Source organism: Solimonas marina (assembly GCF_012241385.1).
GTDB lineage: Bacteria > Pseudomonadota > Gammaproteobacteria > Nevskiales > Nevskiaceae > Solimonas > Solimonas marina.
The window spans coordinates 49,783-67,366 of record NZ_JAAVXB010000009.1 but is presented as its reverse complement, the minus strand read 5'-3'; the positions used below and the strand labels follow the sequence as shown (position 1 = coordinate 67,366).

Here is a 17,584-nt window from a genome sequence, read left to right as displayed (position 1 = left end):
CTGACTCTCCATGTCCGTCGGGAGTCGTGGCGTCCTTGCCACTGATCCCGGGTGGGCACCGGCTTGTTTCCGGTGCTCACCATGTTGACGTGAGCCTCTGAATTTGAACTGACTTTTGCGTTCATGCCGGACTCAGGCGCGAGCCGGCAGACGCGCGCGAGACGCGCCCTGGATCAGGCCTTGGCGACCAGATCGCGCTTGCCGGCGACGGCCGCCAGCAGCTTGTCGTCGGCATCGACGAACAGCTGCACACCGTCATCGACGAGCTTGTCGACGATGGCCGAAAACGGCAGCTGCAGCGCCTCGACTTCGGCAAACACCGCCCGCGCGGCATCGATATCGAGTTCCAGCGTCGAGCGCGCCTCGCCGTGGTCGCGGAACGCATCGAGCGTGGCCGGCGGCACCGTGTCGACGGTGTTGGCGCCGATCAGCTCCTCGACGTAGAGGGTGTCGCGATACTGCGGATTCTTGGTGCCGGTGCTCGCCCACAACAGACGCTGCGGCCGCGCCCGATACTGCTGCGCGAGCTTGAGCCAGCGCGGCGAGCCGAAGATCGCCTTGTAATCCTGATAGGCCAGACGCGCATTGGCGATTGCCACCTTGCCAGCCAGCACCTGCAGGCGCGCGGCGTCGGAGTCGCCGGCGGCAACCCGGCGCGCGATCTCGGCGTCGACCGCCGCATCGATGCGGCTGACGAAGAAGCTGGCAACACTGGCGATATTGCCGGCATCGCCGCTGCGCTGCGTCCAGATTTCGATGCCGTCCACATAGGCTTCTGCGACCGCGCGGTAGGCCTCGCGCGAAAACAGCAGCGTGACGTTGACGTTGATGCCCTCGCCGATCAGCGTGCGCAACGCGTCGACGCCGGCCGGCGTGCCCGGCACCTTGATCATCAGATTGTCGCGGCCGACCGCCTTCCACAGACGGCGTGCCTGCTCGATGGTGCCCGCGCTGTCGTGCGCCAGGCGCGGCGACACTTCGAGGCTGACGTACCCGTCGACGGCGCGGGTGCCGTCATAGGTCTTGCGGAACTCGTCGGCAGCGGCGCGGATGTCGTCGATCGCGACCCGCTCGAACAGCTCGGCCGGATCGCTGACGCCACCTTCGACCAGCGCCTGCAACGCTGCGTCGTAGTCGCTGCTGCTGCCGATGGCCTTTTCGAAGATCGCCGGATTGGAGGTCAGGCCGGTCACGGCATCGTCCTCGATCAGACGGCGCAGCGAGCCGGATGACAGCAACTCGCGGCTGATGAAGTCGAGCCAGATCGACTGACCCAAAGCGTGCACGGCCTGTAGACGATTCATGTTCCTGCTGAATTCCGCGAATGAAAGGATGGGAGAAATTTTAAGAACGACAGATTACACAGATTTCGCAGAACGGCCGTAGCCGCAATAGCGTGCGAAACCCGCCTCTGGAGCGATTCCGGCATGGCCAGCGTCCGCAAAAGCGGAGTGGCACGGGCGCCTCAAGCAGCCGGCCCCTCATCTGTGAAATCTGTGCAATCCGTGGTTGACGCTTTTTTCGCTTTTCACCCGACCAGTTGCAGGCTCGCCAGCCGCGCATACAGTCCGCCGCTCCTGGCCAGCTCCGCCGGCGTACCGATTTCGACGATGCGGCCGTCCTCGAGCACGACGATGCGATCGGCGCGCTGCACCGTCGCCAGACGATGGGCGATGACCAGCGTCGTGCGGCCCTGCATCGCCGCCTCCAGACCGCGCTGGACCAGGGCTTCGCTTTCGGCGTCGAGCGCACTGGTCGCCTCGTCGAGCAGCAGCAACGGCGGGTTCTTGAGGATTGCGCGGGCAATCGCAATGCGCTGGCGCTGGCCGCCGGACAGGCGCGTGCCGCGCTCGCCGACGAAGGTTTCGTAGCCTTGCGGCAAGCGCGCAATGAATTCGTCGGCCAGCGCCGTGCGCGCCGCCGCCAGCACGTCGGCGTCGCTGGCGTCGCGGCGACCGTAACGGATGTTCTCGCGCGCGTCGGCCGAAAACACCACCGGCTCCTGCGGCACCAGGCCGATCTGCGCGCGCAGCGCACGCGGGTCGAGCTCGCGTAGATCGACGCCGTTGAAGCGGATGCTGCCACCGCCCACGTCGTAGAAGCGCTGCAGCAGCTGGAACACCGTGGTCTTGCCGGCGCCGCTGGGGCCGACCAGGGCCACCGTCTCGCCCTCGCGAATCGACAGCGTCAGGCCGTCGAGCGCCGCATGCTGCGGCCGCGACGGATAGCGGAAGTCGACGCGCTCGAAATCGAGCCGGGCCTGACGCGATGCCGGCAGGATCTGCGGCGCGGCCGGCGGCGCAATCTGCGGTTCGGCGTGGAGCAGTTCCATCAGCCGCTCGGTGGCGCCGGCGGCACGCATCACGTCGCCCCAGACCTCGGCGATGGTGCCGAAGCCGCCGGCGGTGATCGCCGCGTACATGATGAAGGACGCCAGCGTACCGGCCGTCATCATGCCGCCCGACACCGCCTGCGCCCCTAGCCACAGCACAAAGACGATGGAGCCGAACACGCCGACGATGACCCCGGCGGTCAGAAACGCGCGCATCCGCGCGCGACGGATCGCCGAACCGAAGCTGCGCTCGACGGCGCTGTCGAAGCGGCCGGACTCGTAGGGCTCGTTGGTGTAAGCCTGCACCGTCGGGATCGCATTGAGCACTTCGCCGGCGACCGCGGAGCTGTCGGCGATGCGATCCTGCGATTCGCGCGACAGACGCCGCACACGTCGACCGGCCCAGACCATTGGCACGACCACGACGATCAGCAGCAACAGCGTCAGCGCAAACAGTTTGGCGCTGGTCACCGCGAGCATCACCAGGCCACCGAACAGCTGGAAGAAACTGCGCAGGCCCATCGACATCGACGACCCGACCACGGTCTGCACCAGGGTCGTATCGCCGGTCAGGCGCGACAGCACCTCGCCGGTACGCGTGGTCTCGAAATACTGCGGCGATTGCTCGAGCATGCGCCGATAGACGGCGCTGCGCAGGTCCGCCGTCACGCGTTCGCCGATCCAGCTGACCTGATAGAAGCGCGCCGCCGACGCCATGCCCCACAGCACCGCGATGCCGAACAAGGCCAGGAAGTGGCCACTGATCGACTGGCCGGCGACGAAGCCGTGATCGATCAGGCCGCGAAACGCCAGCGGCACCGCCAGAAAGGCGCCGGAACTTGTGCACAGCAGCACGAACGCCAGCGTCATGCGGCCGCGATAGCGGCGCAGATACGGTCCGAGCGCACGCAGCGCACCAAGGCGTCGGCGCGCGCCCGGCGACGTCGCGTCGGGCGCGACCGCGGCCGCGTCGATCGCCGCCTGCTCGATCGGCTGCGCGCTCACCGGTCGCACACGCCGCCAGCCGGCATGGCGCGGGCGGAAGGAAGTTTCAGATGCATGGCGCATTATCGCCCGGATCGACGCCGTGCGACGGCCGGCTGCAACGCGCGATAATGCAAGACCCTCATCGAACCGGAGCCACCATGAGCAAGATCGTCGACGCCGTCACTGCCGTCATCGTCTGCGGCGACGAACTGCTGGTCGTGCGGCGGCAGCCGTTTCTCAAATCGTTTCCAGGCTTCTCGGCCTTCCCCGGCGGCAAGATCGACGCCGAGGACAGCGACGGTGACGCACTGCCGGCGTTCTGCGACGGCTTTGACGCGCGCGTGCTGCGCGGCCTGCTGCGCGAGTTGCGCGAGGAGCTGTCGCTGGACCTGTCGCGGCACGACGCAGCGGTCCGCTTCATCGGCATCGCCCTCACGCCGCCGACCCAGCCAGTACGTTTCAACACGCACTTCTTCGTCGTCGAACTGCCCGAGAAGCCGCCGATCGAGGTCGATCTCAACGAAATCGAATCGGCGCAGTGGGCAACGCTGGCGACGTGGCTGGCACGCTTTCGCGACGGCCAGCTGCTGATGGCGCCGCCAACCGTCGCCGTCATCGAAACACTGGCCGCCGATCCGCAGGCCACCGAGGTCCCGGGCCTCGATTTCCGTACGCGCATCGACTACGCATTGCCGCTCATCGAACAGGTGCACGGCGTGCGCAACCTGTACGTGCGCTCGCATACCCTGCCGCCGGCGCAGTACACGAACTGCTTCCTGCTTGGCGATTCGCAGAGCCATCGCGTGCTGATCGACCCGTCGCCGCACAGCGACGAAGAGCTCGAACGGCTCTGCGACGTCGTCGAGCGCTTCGGCATCCACGAGGTCTTCCTGACCCATCACCATCCGGACCATCACGAGCGGGCGCCGGATCTGGCGCGGCGCCTCAACGTGCCGATCGGCATGTCGCTCGACACCCAGCAGCGCATCCAGGAAGAAAAGGGCGCGGACTATTTCCGCGGTCTGGCCGTTCATCATTACCGCGAAGGCGACGTGCTGACGCGCTGGCTGGGCCGACCGATCCATGTCCTCGAAGTTCCGGGACATGACGAGGGTCAGCTGGCCCTGATGTCGGCCGATCGTGCCTGGTGCATCGTCGGCGACCTGATCCAGGGCGTCGGCACCGTCGTCATCGCCAGCCCCGAAGGCGACATGCGCAAATACTTCGCATCGCTTGAACGCCTGATCGCGTTGGCACCGAAGGTCATCATTCCGTCGCACGGCTCGGCACTTGGCACGGTGTTCCGTCTCGAGGAGACCCTCAAGCACCGTCGCCAGCGCGAGGCGCAAGTCCTGCAGCTTTGGCGCGACGGCCATGACACCGACGCCATGCTGAAAACCATCTATGCCGACGTCGATCCGCGCCTGCTGGGCCTGGCCAAGCTCAACATCGAGAGCCATCTCGACAAGCTGCGCGCCGAAGGCACGATCGCCGCCGTCGCATCCTGAGCTGAGCAGGGGCGCCCCCCTGCGCTTCGTTTCGTCCGGCAACAGCATGGAGCGTACGACTCGGCCGCATTCCATCGGATCTTGACGGACTACCTATTAGTAGGTAATTTTTCAGCCATGAGTGCACATTCCGCCACCGCCCAGGCCATCTTGCAGAGCGCCCACACGCTGATCGTCGACGGCGGCTACAACGGCTTCAGTTACGCCGACATTTCGAAAGTGGTCGGCATTCGCAATGCGAGCATTCATCACCATTTTCCGAGCAAGGTCGATCTGGTCTGCGCACTGGTTGCCGACTACCGGCACGACGCCGAAGCCGGCATCGCGGCGCTGGAACGAACTGCACCCGAACCATCCGCCGCACTGCGCGCCTATGTCGGGTACTGGGAAGCGTGCATCACCGACGCGAGTGCCCCGTTCTGCCTCTGTGCGCTGCTGGCCGCACAGCTGCCCGTCCTCCCGGAGCCAGTCGCGTTCGAGGTCCGCGCACACTTTCGTGCGCTGTCCGCCTGGCTGGTATCGGTCCTCGAGCGCGGCGCCAAACACGGCGACATCCATCTCGGCGGCTCCGCAAAAACCGAAGCTGAAACCTTCATGGCGACCGTGCACGGCGCCATGCTGTCGGCGCGCGCCTATGGCGATGCGCAGATCTTCGGCGTCATCACGCAGCCCTTGCTCGATCGCCTGATCGCGCACTGAAAATCGGACCGGCAACCATGACAGCCGCGCCCAAATTACCTACCAACTAATAGGTAGTTATTGATTGCTTCGTTGTTCCTGGATAGGAGTCTCACGCATGTTTGGAATTTCCCCGCTGGGCTGGGTACACACCCTGGGTAGCCTGCCCGCCATTCCGGTAGCCGCTTACATGTTCGCGCGCCATGGCCGTATCGTGCCGCGATCGAAACCCGGTACCGTTTATTTCGTCACGATGCTGATCGGCGCCGTGACCGCGTTCGCGGTGGCCCGGGAGCCGGTCGGCAATGCCATCGCCGCGGTCACGCTATTGACGCTGCTCGCGGGCTATGGCGCCGGACGACTGCCGAGCCCGGGCCGCAGCGGCCGCTACGTCGAAACGATCTGCCTGAGCCTGACCGCGTTTTTCCTGATGGTGCGCACCGTCACCGAAACGCTGCGCCGGGTTCCGGACGGGCATCCGCTGGTCACCGACCCGCACGCCCCATTGCTGATCGGCGCTCAGGGCAGCCTGCTGGTGGCACTCGTCGTTGGCGTCACAGCGCAAATCATCTTCCTGCGCCGCCAGACCCGAAGCACACCAGCGGCGGCCGGCGGCGTCTGAGCCGCCGCTCGCCGCACTACTTCTCCAGTGCCATCTGCAGCTCGGTCTTGCCCTTGTTGATGTGCTTGATGCGCACCGGGATGTAGTCGCGTGACGGCGCCAGCCAGTAGCGGTAGGACTTGTTCGGATTGTCGACGCGTTCGACGAGGAGAGTCTCGAACGAGCCGGCCGGCGTATCGACCGTTTCCTTGCCCTGGATCTTGAAGGTGTAGGAGCGCAGCTTCTTCTTGTCGACGAAGGCGAAGTCGTGCTCGGCGCCGATATTGGCGGCGTTGCGCGCGGCCCAGAAGCGCACCGCCTCCTGGATCGAGAACGCGTCGTAGACGTGGGTCGGCACCGAGAACTCGTTGACTTCACCGCCGCGAATGATCTTCGCGCGGTGATTGGCGGCGTCGAAATCGACCGTGAAGTTGTCGTCCGACTTGCCGTTCTTGTATTCGAAGTGTGTCGGGTAGACGTCGCCGTCGCGCAGGCAGAACTGGCTGGTCTCGCTCGGCGAGCCATAAGTCCAGCGCACCAGCGCGACGGGGTCGGTCTCGGAGCGGTATTCGTAACAATCCTTGCCGACCGGCGTCAGCGTGATCACGCCGTCACCGAGCGAGATACCGCCCCACTGCACGGTGTATTTGTCGGCACGCGCCGCCCAGAAGCTGGCGTCGACCTTCTTCGTCGCACTGGCGCTGTCAGCGGCCTGTGTTGCCGCTTCGGTCGCCGGCGTCGGCGCCACATAGGCCGCATCGTCGTCATCGCCGGACGCATCCGTCTTCTGCGCCCAGCCGCTACTGCTCGCCAGTGCGGCGGCGACCGCGGCTGCCAACCACGCCGCCTTGCGTAACTGCCTCATCTAAATTTCTCCTCGACTGCGTCGCGCCCCAAAGGTCCCGCGAGGATTTGCCCCTTGAACCGGACCTGCCGTCCGGCCAGCTCGAGCTCGCCACGTGCCATCCAGGCAACGGCCTGCGGGTAGATTTTCAGTTCGATCCCGCTCATCACGCGTTGCGCGAGCGTCATGACATCATCGTCGGCCCGCACGATTAATTCGTCCTGAATAATCAGGGGGCCGCCATCGAGCTCCTCGGTGACGAAGTGCACGGTTGCGCCGTGCTTGCGCTCGCCGGCCGCCAGCACCGCCTCGTGCGTGCGCAGGCCCGGATGGCGTGGCAACAGCGACGGGTGGATGTTGAGCATGCGCCCGGCAAACGCCGCGATGAATGCCGGTGTCAGGATGCGCATGAACCCGGCCATCACCACGATATCCGGTGTATGTGACAACAGCCGCGCGATCATCGCCGTATCGAAGGCCTCACGGCTTTCGTAATCGCGATGCGACAGCACTTCGGTGGCAATGCCAACCTGCTGCGCGCGCTCGAGGCCTGCGGCGTCGGCGCGATTACTGAGTACGCAGACAATGTGGCCGTCGATACGGCCATCGGCGCAGGCTTCGATCAGCGCCTGCAGATTGCGGCCGGTGCCGGAGATCAGCACCGCGATGCGGGCACTCATGTTCCTCCCCAGGAAACGTCGTGCAGGTGGCCGGACTGCCGCGCGGCAGCCCGGCGCAACGGCTCAGGCGTAGCGCACGTCCTGCTTGCCCTTGACGATCTCACCCATCAGGAACGGCTTGGCGCCGGATTTCTTGAGGCTGGCGAGCGCCGCATCGGCTTCGAGGCGCGGCACGATGACGATGAAGCCGACGCCGCAGTTGAAAACACGCCACATCTCGTCGTCGGCAACCTTGCCCTTTTCCTGCAACCAGTCGAACACCGCCGGGCGCTTCCACGCCTGGGTGTCGATCACGGCGGCAACGCCCTTGGGGAAGCAGCGCGGCAGATTGCCGGTAATGCCGCCACCGGTGATGTGCGACATGCCGCGCACCTTGATGCCCTGCTCCAGCAGCTTGAGCACCGGCTTGACGTAGATCTGCGTCGGCGCCAGCAGCGCATCGCCGAGCGTGCCCTTGCCCAGCGGTTGATCAAGCTTGGCCTTGGCGACCTTGAGAATCTTGCGGATCAGCGAGTAGCCGTTCGAGTGCGGCCCCGACGACGGCAGGCCGATCAGCACATCGCCGGCCTTGATCTTGCTGCCATCGATGATCTTCGACTGTTCGGCAACGGCGACGCAGAAGCCGGCGAGGTCGAAATCCGAACCCTCGTACATGCCCGGCATTTCGGCCGTCTCACCGCCGACCAGCGCGCAGCCGGCCAGCTTGCAGCCCTGGGCGATGCCCTTGATGACCTGCGCGGCCATTTTCTGGTCGAGCTTGCCGGTCGCGTAGTAGTCGAGGAAGAACAGCGGTTCGGCGCCCGACACCAGCACGTCGTTGACGCACATGCCGACCAGATCCTGGCCGAGGCCCTGCACGCGGCCGGTGTCGATGCCGAGCCGCAACTTGGTGCCGACGCCATCAGTGCCCGACACCAGCACCGGCTTCTTGTATTTCTTCGGCAGGCCGACCAATGCGCCGAAGCCGCCAACGCCGGCCAGCACCTCCGGCCGTCGCGTCGACTTGACGATCTTCTTGATGTCGTCGACCAGGGCATCGCCTGCATCGATGTCGACGCCGGCGTCGCGGTAGCTCAGCCCGCTGCTTTTCTTCATTGCCATCAGCCTTGAGGTTTTTTCGGTACGGTGGAATGCGGCGCCGGGAGTCGGCGCGACCTTTTGCCTGTCATTTTAGCGGGACGCACCCGATAATTCGTCCATGCGTACCTTCATCGCCTTCGTTTTCGCCGCATTCGCCCTGCCGGCCCTGGCCCAGGGCCCTGCCGCCGCACCGACCGCAAGTACCGTCGGCCCCGCCGACACGCCCATGGCGCCAGCCAATCCCTACCAGGGCCGCGTGCCGGTCAGCGATCAGAGCCAGGCCAGCCGCGATCAGGGGCTGCGCGCCGCATTCGCGCAGGTGATCGACGGCATCAGCGGCAACGGCGCCGCGGCCGGGGTTCCGACACTCGTCGGCCAGGCACCGCAGCTGGTCCAGCAGTACGGCTTCGACCGTACCGCCGACGGCAGCCTCGAACTGGTCGCGGTATTCGACAAGGCCGCCGTCGACCGCCAGCTGCAAGCGGCCGGCCTGCCGATGTTCGGCTACGCCTCGGCTCCAGCCGAGAATGCCGATCTGACGGTGACCGGCGTGCAAGGTAGCGCCGACTATCGCACCGTGCTGACCGCCCTGCGTGCCGTGCCGGGCGTACGCAAGATCGCCGTGCTCGGCGCTACCGGCGACCGCCTGTCACTGGCCGTCGACGCCGACGGTGGCGCCGCGCGTCTGGTTTCGGCGCTCGGCAACGGGCCACAGTTCCTCCGTGACCCGAACGCCGCGCCCGGCACCCTGGGGCTGCGTCTCGCCCGATGAACGAGCGCGACGGCGTCGATCTGTCGTTCCGGCGCCACTGGCCGTGGTACGCCGGTGCGCTGGCGGCGCTACTGCTGCTGTGGTGTCTGACGCCGATCCTGGCGCCATTCGTGATCGGTGCCGGCATCGCCTATCTCGGCGACCCGCTCGCCGACCGCCTCGAACGTCTGCGGTTATCGCGCACGCTGTCGGTAGCCATCGTGTTTGCCGCCATCGTCGTCGTGGTGCTGATCCTGCTGGTGCTGCTGGCGCCGATGCTCTACGAGCAGAGCGTGGCGCTGATCCACAACCTGCCGGCCTGGGTCAACTGGATTCTCGAAAGCGGACTGCCCAAGCTCGGCATCCATCCGCCCGAGGGCACCAGCCTCGACGCAGCCAGCCTGCAGCAGATCGTCAGCGATCACTGGTCGCAGGCCAGCGGCGTCGTCAAAGGCCTGTGGCTGCGCGTTTCCGAATCCGGCAAGGCCTTCGTGACGGTGGCCGCCAATCTGCTGATGATTCCGATCGTCAGCTTCTATCTGATGCGCGACTGGGACCGCCTCGTCGCCTGGATCGGCACCCTGATTCCGCCGCGCATGCTGCCGTATGTCAGCGGCTTCGCGCGTGAGGCCGACGACGTGCTCGGCTCGTTCATCCGCGGCCAGCTGCTGGTGATGGCGGCGCTCGCCGCCGCCTACTCGATCGGCCTGACGCTGACCGGCCTCAAGCTCGGCCTGATCATCGGCGTCATCGCCGGCCTGCTCAGCTTCGTGCCGTATCTCGGCTTCGCCGTCGGCTTCGGCGCGGCGCTGATCGCCATGCTGGTGCAAACGCACGAGTGGCTGCCGCTGGTGTGGATCTGCCTGGTGTTCGGCATCGGCCAGGTGCTCGAAAGCGCGGTGCTGACGCCGATCCTGGTCGGCGACAAGATCGGCATGCATCCGGTCGCGGTCATTTTCGCGGTGATGGCCGGCGGCCAGCTGTTCGGCTTCATCGGCGTACTCGTCGCACTGCCGGTGTCGGCGGTGATCGCCGTCGCCCTGCGCCATGCCAAGGAGCACTGGCTGCGCAGTCCGCTCTACCTCGGCGCCGCCTCCGGCCCGCCGGCGAACGATCCGCCGGACACGCCGCCCGACGTATGAAGGGGCGTCAGCTGGCACTCGCCGTGCAACTGCGCGACACGGCAAGCTTCGAAAGCTATTGGCCCGGCGGCAACGACGAGACCGTCGCGGCACTGCGCGAGCTGCGCCATCCGACGCTGCTCTACGGACCGCCGCAATCCGGTCGCACGCACCTGCTGCAGGCGGTCTGCCGCACGCACGGCGGCGCCTATCTGCCGTTGCGCGAGATTTCCGGCTACGGCCCGGAAGCGCTCGACGGCTTCGACATGCAAGCGCTGTTGGTGCTGGATGACCTCGACGCCGTCGCCGCCGACCGCGAGTGGGCCGTCGCCCTGCTGCGCCTGATCGATCGTCGGCGCGCGGCCGGCCAGTCGTTCGTGCTGTCGACCGGCGCACCGCCCGAACACCTGACGCTGGCGCTTGCCGATCTGCGTACCCGCCTCGCGGCCTGTGTGGTGCTCGGACTGATGCCGATGAGCGACGCCGAGCGCGCGGCGCTGCTGCAGGCCCGCGCGCAGGCCCGCGGCCTGACACTCGGCGACGACGTCACGCGCTGGATGCTCAACACCCAGGCGCGCACCACAGGCGCGCTGGTCGACGCGCTCGACGCGCTTGATCGCGCGTCGCTGCGCGAGAAGCGGCGCCTGACACTGCCGTTCGTGCAATCGGTACTGGGCAACACCGCAAAGGCAGAGCCGTTACCGTGATGACGCGGCTGCCGCGCTGGGTCGAAGTCGGCGGCTTCTGCCTCGCGGCGATCGCCGGCGCCGTCAACGCCGTCGGCCTGCTCGGCTTCAAGCATCAAGCGGTCTCGCACCTGACCGGCACCTCGTCACTGCTCGGTGCGGCGGTCGCCGGCGACGACCTGCTGACCGCCGGCCATCTGCTGCTGATCCTGCTGTCGTTCGTCGCCGGCGCCGTGCTCAGCGGCGCCTTGATCGGCAACGCCGCCTTGCAACTCGGCCATCGCTACGGCGTCGCACTGCTGATCGAAGCGGCACTGCTGTTCGCCGCGATGCATGTGCTCACCCACGGCTCGGCCACCGGTCACTTTCTGGCATCGGCCGCCTGCGGCCTGCAGAACGGCATGGCCAGCACCTACAGCGGCGCGACGATCCGCACCACGCACCTGTCCGGCATGTTCACCGACATCGGCAACATGATCGGCTGGCGCCTGCGAGGCCATCCCTTCGATCGTCGCCGCGCGGTGCTCTACACGCTGCTGATCGTCGGCTTCATCGCCGGCGGCACGATCGGCGCCCTCGCCTTCGCACATCTGCAATTCCGCGCGCTGGCGCTGCCAGCCTGTGGCGCCATCGCCCTCGCCGTCGTTTACTGGAGCTACCGGCAACGCAGGCCACACGCGACATGAGTGGACTCGATCACCTTCCCGAGGATGGGCCGCCGGCGAGACGAATGGATCAGGCCGCGTGGATGATGGTCGGCGCCACGTCAATCGTCGTCGGTGCTTTCCTTTGGTTCATGCTCGATCAGCCGAAGGCGGTGGGCGTGCATCGATACGGCAAAACACTCGAGTGCCGCGGAGGCAGCCGATCGGTACGCGAATGCGTGGTCGCGCTGGACACGGGGAAGCAGATTCTGGCTTACGACAACGGTCATTTCACCAGTGCGGGGCGACGCGTTTACATCGACGCGCAGCGCCGGCCGATCACCGGCACTTGGGTCTACTACATCAAGAGCCCCTCACCCGCCGCGCCGCCGCCGCGCTGACGCGCACGTACATCACCATCGCGCAGAAATCGAATGCGGCCAGCGCCGCGAAACCGAACAGGCGCAGGCGGTCGGCGATGTCCGAATAGCCGCCGGCCAGCAGCAGCGCGCAGTAGACGACCAGCAACATGCTCGCCCAGGCGTGCACGTAACGGCTGCCGCGCAGTAGGCCGGGCAAAGGCGCGAACAGCAGCAGCCCGGCGACAACCCCGATCGACGAGCGCGCCGTACCGATCAGCAGCGCGATCAGCGCCAGGTGCGCGGCCATCACCAGGCCACGCATCAAGCGCACCGGGGTCGGGGTCGGGCTCGGGGGCGTCGTCATCTTCAGACGAGCTTGCAGGCGATCTGTGCGACGCGACGTCCCAGCGCCAGACACAAGGCCTCTTCGTCCTTGCTCAATGCGCGCGGCTCGTTGCCGGTGCCGGCGTGATGGCTGGCACCGTAAGGCGTCCCACCCGAGCTGGTCGCGGCCAGCTGCGGCTCGCTGTACGGCAGGCCGGCAATCAACATGCCGTGATGCAACAGCGGCAGCATCATCGACAACAGCGTCGACTCCTGCCCGCCGTGCAGGCTGCTGGTCGACGTGAACACCGCGCCGGGCTTGCCGTTCAGCGCGCCCGACAACCACTGCGCCGACGTGCCGTCGAGGAAGTATTTCATCGGTGCCGCCATGTTACCGAAGCGCGTCGGGCTACCCAGGATCAGGCCGCTGCATTCGGTCAGATCGCGCGGCTCGGCGTACGGCGGACCGTCATCCGGCACGGCCGGCCCGCGCTGCGCATGATCGGCCGTGACCGGCGGCACGGTCCGCAGCCGCGCCGTCGCACCGTCGACGCTTTCGACGCCGCGCGCAATCAGCCGCGCCATCTTCGCAACCGAGCCGTGGCGCGAGTAATACAGCACGAGGATTTCGGGCATGGAACTTCCTGTCATCTAAACGGGCTATTCTATGCCGCAGTCTCCGGGGGGAGAGCGCTGATGCATCCGCACGCGGTTTTGATCGAAACGTTCTATGCGTCGTTCGCACGACGCGACGCTGCGGCGATGGGCGCCTGCTACCACGCCGATGCTCACTTTTCCGATCCCGCATTCCCCGACCTCGATGCCGCTGGCGTGCGGGCAATGTGGACCATGCTCTGCGCCGCCGGCAAGGATCTGCGTGTCGAGTACAGTGCGATCGACGCCGACGATCAGCACGGTCGGGCGCATTGGGATGCGCACTACACCTTCTCCGGCACCGGCCGCGCCGTGCTTAACCGCATCGATGCACAGTTCAGCTTTCGCGATGGCCTGATCGTCGAGCATCGCGACGTCTTCGACTTCCATCGCTGGGCGACGCAGGCCTTGGGCCTGCCGGGCCGCCTGTTCGGCGGCACCCAGTGGTTGCAGCGCAAGGTTCAGGTGCAGGCGGCGACGCGGCTCGCTGCCTGGCGCGACCATCATCCTGAGCAAGCCGGACGTTGACGGAGCGTTGACGCACCGCGCGCTGCAATACCCGCACACTCGACCTGTACCTCTGCCATGACGACGCTGGCCCGCGCTTCCCGACTGCGCATTCCTCTTTCGCGAGCCTTCGCAGCCTCACTGATCGCGGTGCTGCTGTTCAACGGCAGCTACTGGGACAGTAAGGGCATGATGCTCGGCGACCTGCTGACCACGGTCGGCCTGGGGCTGATCGGCATCGCCACGGTCGGCCGACTCTGGTGCAACGCCTACATCGTCGGCTACAAGAACAACGTGCTGCTGATGTCCGGACCGTACTCGGTGTCTCGCAATCCGCTGTACTTCTTCAGCAGCCTAGGCGCCGTCGGCGTCGGTCTGATGAGCGAAAGCCTGACCGTCACGGCGACGATCGCCCTGCTGTTCGTCGCGACCTATCGGGCCGTAATCCGCGCCGAGGAACAACGTCTCGAAGGGCTGCACGGCGACACCTGGCGCCAGTACGTAGCGCGCGTGCCGCGCTTCTGGCCCAAGCTGTCGCAGCTCGAAGAGCCGGAGCGCTACACCATCCACCCGCAGCAGTTCCGCCGCCATCTGTTCGATGCGCTGTGGTTCACCTGGGCGGCGGGCATCATGCTGCTGATCGAAACGCTGCACGACAGCGGCATTCTCACAGTGCTCTGGCACGCCCCCTGACCGAAGCGGCGCGCGTGGTCGCGTCAGCGTCGGTACCAGTGGCGGTTCAGGGCGTTGACGACCAGCATCGGATAGTCCGGCTTGCCGTAGCTGCCGTTGTAGCGCGCCAGCGCATTGATCAGGTTGCCGCGTTCCTTGTCCAGGTAGTACTTCAGGATCGTGCAGCCCATGCGCAAATTGGTGCGCGTGTGAAACAGGTTGTCGTCGGGCTTGCCGATTTCCTTGAGCCAGAACGGCATGATCTGCATCAGCCCCTGCGCGCCGGAACGTGAGATCGCATAGCGGTTGAAGCGGCTCTCGACTTCGATCACCGACATCACCAGTTCCGGCGCCAGCTTGGCGCGTCGCGCTTCGCTGTGCACGATGCGCAGCAGCTGCAGCCGCTGCGCATCGTCCGCCATGAACGGCTGCAGGCGCCCCGACATATCGACAAACCAGACCTCGGCATCGTAGCGGTGCTCGAAGCCGTCGGCAGCGTCGATGTTTTTCGCGAGCAGCGCGCGCAGCTCCGGATCGGGCTCGCCGATCGGACCGGCGTGCGCGGCGGCGGCACAAAGCAGCAGACCGGTCGCGAGCACGGCGCGGATCGCCGGTGACTGCCAGCCGCCGCCCACCCGCCGCGCCCGCCCGATCACCCTGTCGGTCCGCAATCTGCGCTGAGGCTCAGACCGCGGCCAGCTTCTCGAGCACCGCAGCCGTCGTCGCCGCAATCATCTCGGCCTTGTCGGCGCGGCGATGCTTGTACTCGAACTGCTGCGTCGCCAGTCCCTTGTCGCCGATGACGATGCGGTGCGGAACGCCGATCAGCTCGGCGTCGGCAAACATCGAGCCGGGACGGTTACCGCGGTCGTCGAGCACGACGTCGATGCCGGCCGCCAACAGATCGGCGTGCAGGCCTTCCGCCGCATCCTTGACCGCCGCCGACTTGTCGCTGCCGATCGGGCAGATGATGACGCGGAACGGCGCAATGGCGTCCGGCCAGATGATGCCGCGCTCGTCATGCGACTGTTCGATCACCGCCGCCGCCAGCCGCGTCACGCCGATGCCGTAGCAGCCCATCTCCGGCGTCACCGCCTGCCCGGCCGCGTCGAGCACGCTGACGCTCATCGCCTTCGTGTACTTGGTGCCGAGCTGGAAGATATGACCGCCTTCGATGCCGCGGTAGAACTTGATCGTGCCGATCCCGTCCGGGCTCGGGTCACCCTCGGCGATCATGCGCAGATCGGCGGTCGCCGGCTCGGCGCAGTCACGGCCCCAGTTCACGCCGCGCAGGTGATGATCGTTGTCGTTGGCGCCGCAGACGAAGTCGGCGATCTCGGCAGCGGCAAAGTCGGCGATCACTGGAATCGGACAGCCGACCGGGCCGAGATAACCGACTTCGCAGCCGAACACCTTCAGCACGTCGGCCGGATCGGCCATCGTCAGCGGGCTCGCCACCAGCGGATGCTTGGCCGCCTTGATCTCGTTGAGCTGATGGTCGCCGCGCAGCGCGATGCCAACCAGACCACCGTCCTCGCCCTTGACGACCAGCAGCTTGACCTTGCCGGTCAGCGGCACGTTCAAGAACTTGCTGACCTGCTCGCAGGTCTTCTGCCCCGGCGTCGACACCTTCTCCAGAGACTGGGCGGCGGTCGCACGCGCTGCGCCGGACGGCTTGGTTTCGGCTGCCTCGACATTGGCGGCATACGTACCGCCCTGCGCCACCGCCAGCAGGTCTTCGCCGGAGCCGGCGAGGATGTGGAACTCTTCGGACAGCGCACCGCCGATGTTGCCGGAGTCTGCCTTGACCGGACGAAACTCCGCGCCCAGACGCGTGAAGATGCGCACGTAGGCGTCGCGCATGTTCTGGTACTCGCGGTTCAGATCCTCGGCTGTCATATGGAACGAGTACGCGTCCTTCATCAGGAATTCGCGCGAACGCATGACGCCGAAACGCGGCCGACGTTCGTCACGGAACTTGGTCTGGATCTGATAGAAGTTCACCGGCAGCTGGCGGTAGCTGCGGAAGTCCTGGCGGAAGTGATGACAGATCACCTCCTCGTGCGTCGGGCCCAGGCAGAAATCGTTCTGGTGCCGGTCGCGGAAACGCAGCATCTCCGCGCCCATCTGATCCCAGCGTCCGGACTCCTGCCACAGCTCCGCCGGCTGCACCGACGGCATCAGCATTTCCAGCGCGCCGGCGCGGTTCATTTCCTCGCGCACGATCGCGGCAATCTTGGTCAGCGTACGCAGACCGATCGGCAACCACGAATACAGGCCACTGCCGAGTTGGCGGATATAACCCGCACGCAGCATGAGCTGATGGCTGACGACCTGCGCGTCGGCAGGCGTCTCCTTGGTCGTCGACAGCGGAAATTGCGAAAGGCGCATGGCGTGAAAGCGGCGTTGGAAATCGAAGCCGCGGATTGTAGCGGTGCGCGCGCAGCGCGTCAGAACCAGCCGCCGGACGGATGTACGCGCCCTACGTGCGCGAGTGCACCCATCGTCATCGACGCGCTCATTGCGAAGAGGCGGCGCTGGTTTTCAACGACCGAAGCGCGCGCGCCTTACACGGCAACGATGACAATCACTTTGCGCAAGTCGCATGAGTCGGTTAGCTTCATCGCCGTAGCATGAAACAAGTGATGTCGCGGCCGCGATCAGGATCGTCGGAAGCGTCGAATCGGGGCAGTGCTGCGGAACCTTTTTGAGAAACGATGAGGGAGTGATGACGATGATGGATGACACGCCGGGACCGGGTGAGGTGAAGTCGCTGGTGGCTGAAATGCCGGCCGCAACGCCGCCGCCGAAGAAGAAGGTGACGAAGAAAAAGCCGGCCAAGAAGGCAGCTGCGAAGAAGGCCGCCAAGAAGGTCGTGAAGAAGGCAGCCAAGGTTGCCAAGAAGGCCGCCAAGGCAACGAAGAAGGTTGCCAAGAAGGCCGCGAAGAAAGTCGCCAAGAAAGCACCGGCAAAGAAGGTGACGGCGAAGAAGGCTCCGAAGAAGGCCGCCAAGAAGGCGCCGGCCAAGAAGGTCGCGAAGAAGGCCGTCAAGAAGGTTGCCAAGAAGGCGCCGGCCAAGAAGGTCGTGAAGAAGGCGGCCAAGAAGGCGAAGAAGAAGTAAACGGACCGCTCGGTGCCGTTGAATCAACGGCG

Annotated in this window: 20 protein-coding genes; 11 read left to right on the top strand and 9 right to left on the bottom strand. The window is 66.2% G+C overall.

Features of this window, described 5'->3' with window-relative positions; translation table 11 throughout:
- Window positions 1–173: 173 nt before the first annotated feature.
- Both tal and G7Y82_RS15145 read right to left on the bottom strand, forming a co-directional pair.
- On the bottom strand, window positions 174–1,304 hold the full coding sequence (gene tal, locus G7Y82_RS15150; protein WP_168148981.1) for a transaldolase: 1,131 nt from the start codon (window positions 1,302–1,304) through the stop codon (window positions 174–176).
- Between the two features lie 224 nt (window positions 1,305–1,528).
- Entirely contained in the window at window positions 1,529–3,337 is a 1,809-nt protein-coding gene (locus G7Y82_RS15145) for an ABC transporter transmembrane domain-containing protein (RefSeq protein ID WP_436286678.1), read from the bottom strand.
- Between the two features lie 140 nt (window positions 3,338–3,477).
- Between G7Y82_RS15145 and G7Y82_RS15140 the strand changes: the two genes are divergently transcribed.
- The 3 genes from G7Y82_RS15140 (at window position 3,478) to G7Y82_RS15130 (ending at window position 6,127) form a co-directional block, all read left to right on the top strand.
- Window positions 3,478–4,827, top strand: coding sequence for an MBL fold metallo-hydrolase (locus G7Y82_RS15140; protein ID WP_168148979.1), 1,350 nt, complete (start codon window positions 3,478–3,480; stop codon window positions 4,825–4,827).
- A 117-nt stretch (window positions 4,828–4,944) separates the two neighbouring features.
- Window positions 4,945–5,526 carry a TetR/AcrR family transcriptional regulator gene (locus tag G7Y82_RS15135; RefSeq protein WP_168148978.1) on the top strand — a complete coding sequence of 194 codons (582 nt, stop codon included), beginning with the start codon at window positions 4,945–4,947 and terminating at the stop codon, window positions 5,524–5,526.
- A 97-nt stretch (window positions 5,527–5,623) separates the two neighbouring features.
- Complete coding sequence (locus tag G7Y82_RS15130) at window positions 5,624–6,127, top strand: hypothetical protein (protein ID WP_168148977.1); 504 nt, start codon at window positions 5,624–5,626, stop codon at window positions 6,125–6,127.
- A 16-nt stretch (window positions 6,128–6,143) separates the two neighbouring features.
- On the opposite strand, the gene G7Y82_RS15125 is transcribed toward G7Y82_RS15130, so the two are convergent.
- From G7Y82_RS15125 to purM, 3 genes are all read right to left on the bottom strand, one after another.
- Complete coding sequence (locus G7Y82_RS15125) at window positions 6,144–6,971, bottom strand: DUF3108 domain-containing protein (protein WP_168148976.1); 828 nt, start codon at window positions 6,969–6,971, stop codon at window positions 6,144–6,146.
- Window positions 6,968–7,630 (bottom strand): phosphoribosylglycinamide formyltransferase, encoded by a 663-nt coding sequence (gene purN, locus G7Y82_RS15120; protein ID WP_168148975.1) that lies wholly within the window; start codon window positions 7,628–7,630, stop codon window positions 6,968–6,970. The genes G7Y82_RS15125 and purN overlap by 4 nt, the downstream gene beginning before the upstream one ends.
- A 63-nt stretch (window positions 7,631–7,693) precedes the next feature.
- A complete protein-coding gene (gene purM, locus G7Y82_RS15115) occupies window positions 7,694–8,725 on the bottom strand; it encodes a phosphoribosylformylglycinamidine cyclo-ligase (protein WP_168148974.1) in 1,032 nt (343 codons plus the stop codon).
- 103 nt (window positions 8,726–8,828) lie between these two features.
- Between purM and G7Y82_RS15110 the strand changes: the two genes are divergently transcribed.
- Genes G7Y82_RS15110 through G7Y82_RS15090 form a run of 5 tightly spaced genes read left to right on the top strand, consistent with a single transcriptional unit; the run spans window position 8,829 to window position 12,313 of the window.
- Window positions 8,829–9,482: a DUF8605 domain-containing protein gene (locus tag G7Y82_RS15110; protein ID WP_168148973.1), complete on the top strand. Its 654-nt coding sequence runs from the start codon at window positions 8,829–8,831 to the stop codon at window positions 9,480–9,482.
- Window positions 9,479–10,603, top strand: a complete 1,125-nt coding sequence (locus G7Y82_RS15105; RefSeq protein WP_168148972.1) for an AI-2E family transporter — start codon at window positions 9,479–9,481, stop codon at window positions 10,601–10,603. The genes G7Y82_RS15110 and G7Y82_RS15105 overlap by 4 nt, the downstream gene beginning before the upstream one ends.
- Window positions 10,600–11,289, top strand: coding sequence for a DnaA regulatory inactivator Hda (gene hda, locus G7Y82_RS15100; RefSeq protein ID WP_168148971.1), 690 nt, complete (start codon window positions 10,600–10,602; stop codon window positions 11,287–11,289). Before G7Y82_RS15105 ends, hda begins: the two co-directional genes overlap by 4 nt.
- Entirely contained in the window at window positions 11,286–11,954 is a 669-nt protein-coding gene (locus G7Y82_RS15095) for a YoaK family protein (RefSeq protein WP_168148970.1), read from the top strand. The genes hda and G7Y82_RS15095 overlap by 4 nt, the downstream gene beginning before the upstream one ends.
- Before the next feature lie 44 nt (window positions 11,955–11,998).
- Window positions 11,999–12,313, top strand: a complete 315-nt coding sequence (locus G7Y82_RS15090) for a hypothetical protein (protein WP_168148969.1) — start codon at window positions 11,999–12,001, stop codon at window positions 12,311–12,313.
- Here G7Y82_RS15090 and G7Y82_RS15085 read toward each other — a convergent pair.
- A complete protein-coding gene (locus G7Y82_RS15085; RefSeq protein WP_168148968.1) occupies window positions 12,276–12,638 on the bottom strand; it encodes a DUF2069 domain-containing protein in 363 nt (120 codons plus the stop codon). The two genes, G7Y82_RS15090 and G7Y82_RS15085, sit on opposite strands and share 38 nt — an antisense overlap.
- Before the next feature lie 2 nt (window positions 12,639–12,640).
- Window positions 12,641–13,234, bottom strand: a complete 594-nt coding sequence (gene wrbA / locus G7Y82_RS15080) for an NAD(P)H:quinone oxidoreductase (protein WP_168148967.1) — start codon at window positions 13,232–13,234, stop codon at window positions 12,641–12,643.
- A gap of 60 nt (window positions 13,235–13,294) precedes the next feature.
- Here wrbA and G7Y82_RS15075 point away from each other — a divergent pair, with 60 nt between their 5' ends.
- Both G7Y82_RS15075 and G7Y82_RS15070 read left to right on the top strand, forming a co-directional pair.
- On the top strand, window positions 13,295–13,780 hold the full coding sequence (locus G7Y82_RS15075; RefSeq protein WP_168148966.1) for a nuclear transport factor 2 family protein: 486 nt from the start codon (window positions 13,295–13,297) through the stop codon (window positions 13,778–13,780).
- Window positions 13,781–13,837: 57 nt separating this feature from the next.
- Window positions 13,838–14,452 (top strand): methyltransferase family protein, encoded by a 615-nt coding sequence (locus tag G7Y82_RS15070; RefSeq protein ID WP_168148965.1) that lies wholly within the window; start codon window positions 13,838–13,840, stop codon window positions 14,450–14,452.
- A 23-nt stretch (window positions 14,453–14,475) separates the two neighbouring features.
- Here the strand turns inward: G7Y82_RS15070 and G7Y82_RS15065 are convergent, their stop codons facing one another.
- Both G7Y82_RS15065 and G7Y82_RS15060 read right to left on the bottom strand, forming a co-directional pair.
- On the bottom strand, window positions 14,476–15,030 hold the full coding sequence (locus tag G7Y82_RS15065; RefSeq protein ID WP_366515673.1) for a lytic transglycosylase domain-containing protein: 555 nt from the start codon (window positions 15,028–15,030) through the stop codon (window positions 14,476–14,478).
- Window positions 15,031–15,115: 85 nt separating this feature from the next.
- On the bottom strand, window positions 15,116–16,822 hold the full coding sequence (locus G7Y82_RS15060) for a proline--tRNA ligase (RefSeq protein ID WP_168148964.1): 1,707 nt from the start codon (window positions 16,820–16,822) through the stop codon (window positions 15,116–15,118).
- Between the two features lie 337 nt (window positions 16,823–17,159).
- Here G7Y82_RS15060 and G7Y82_RS15055 point away from each other — a divergent pair, with 337 nt between their 5' ends.
- A complete protein-coding gene (locus tag G7Y82_RS15055; protein ID WP_206370768.1) occupies window positions 17,160–17,552 on the top strand; it encodes a hypothetical protein in 393 nt (130 codons plus the stop codon).
- The last annotated feature ends 32 nt before the right edge of the window (window positions 17,553–17,584 follow it).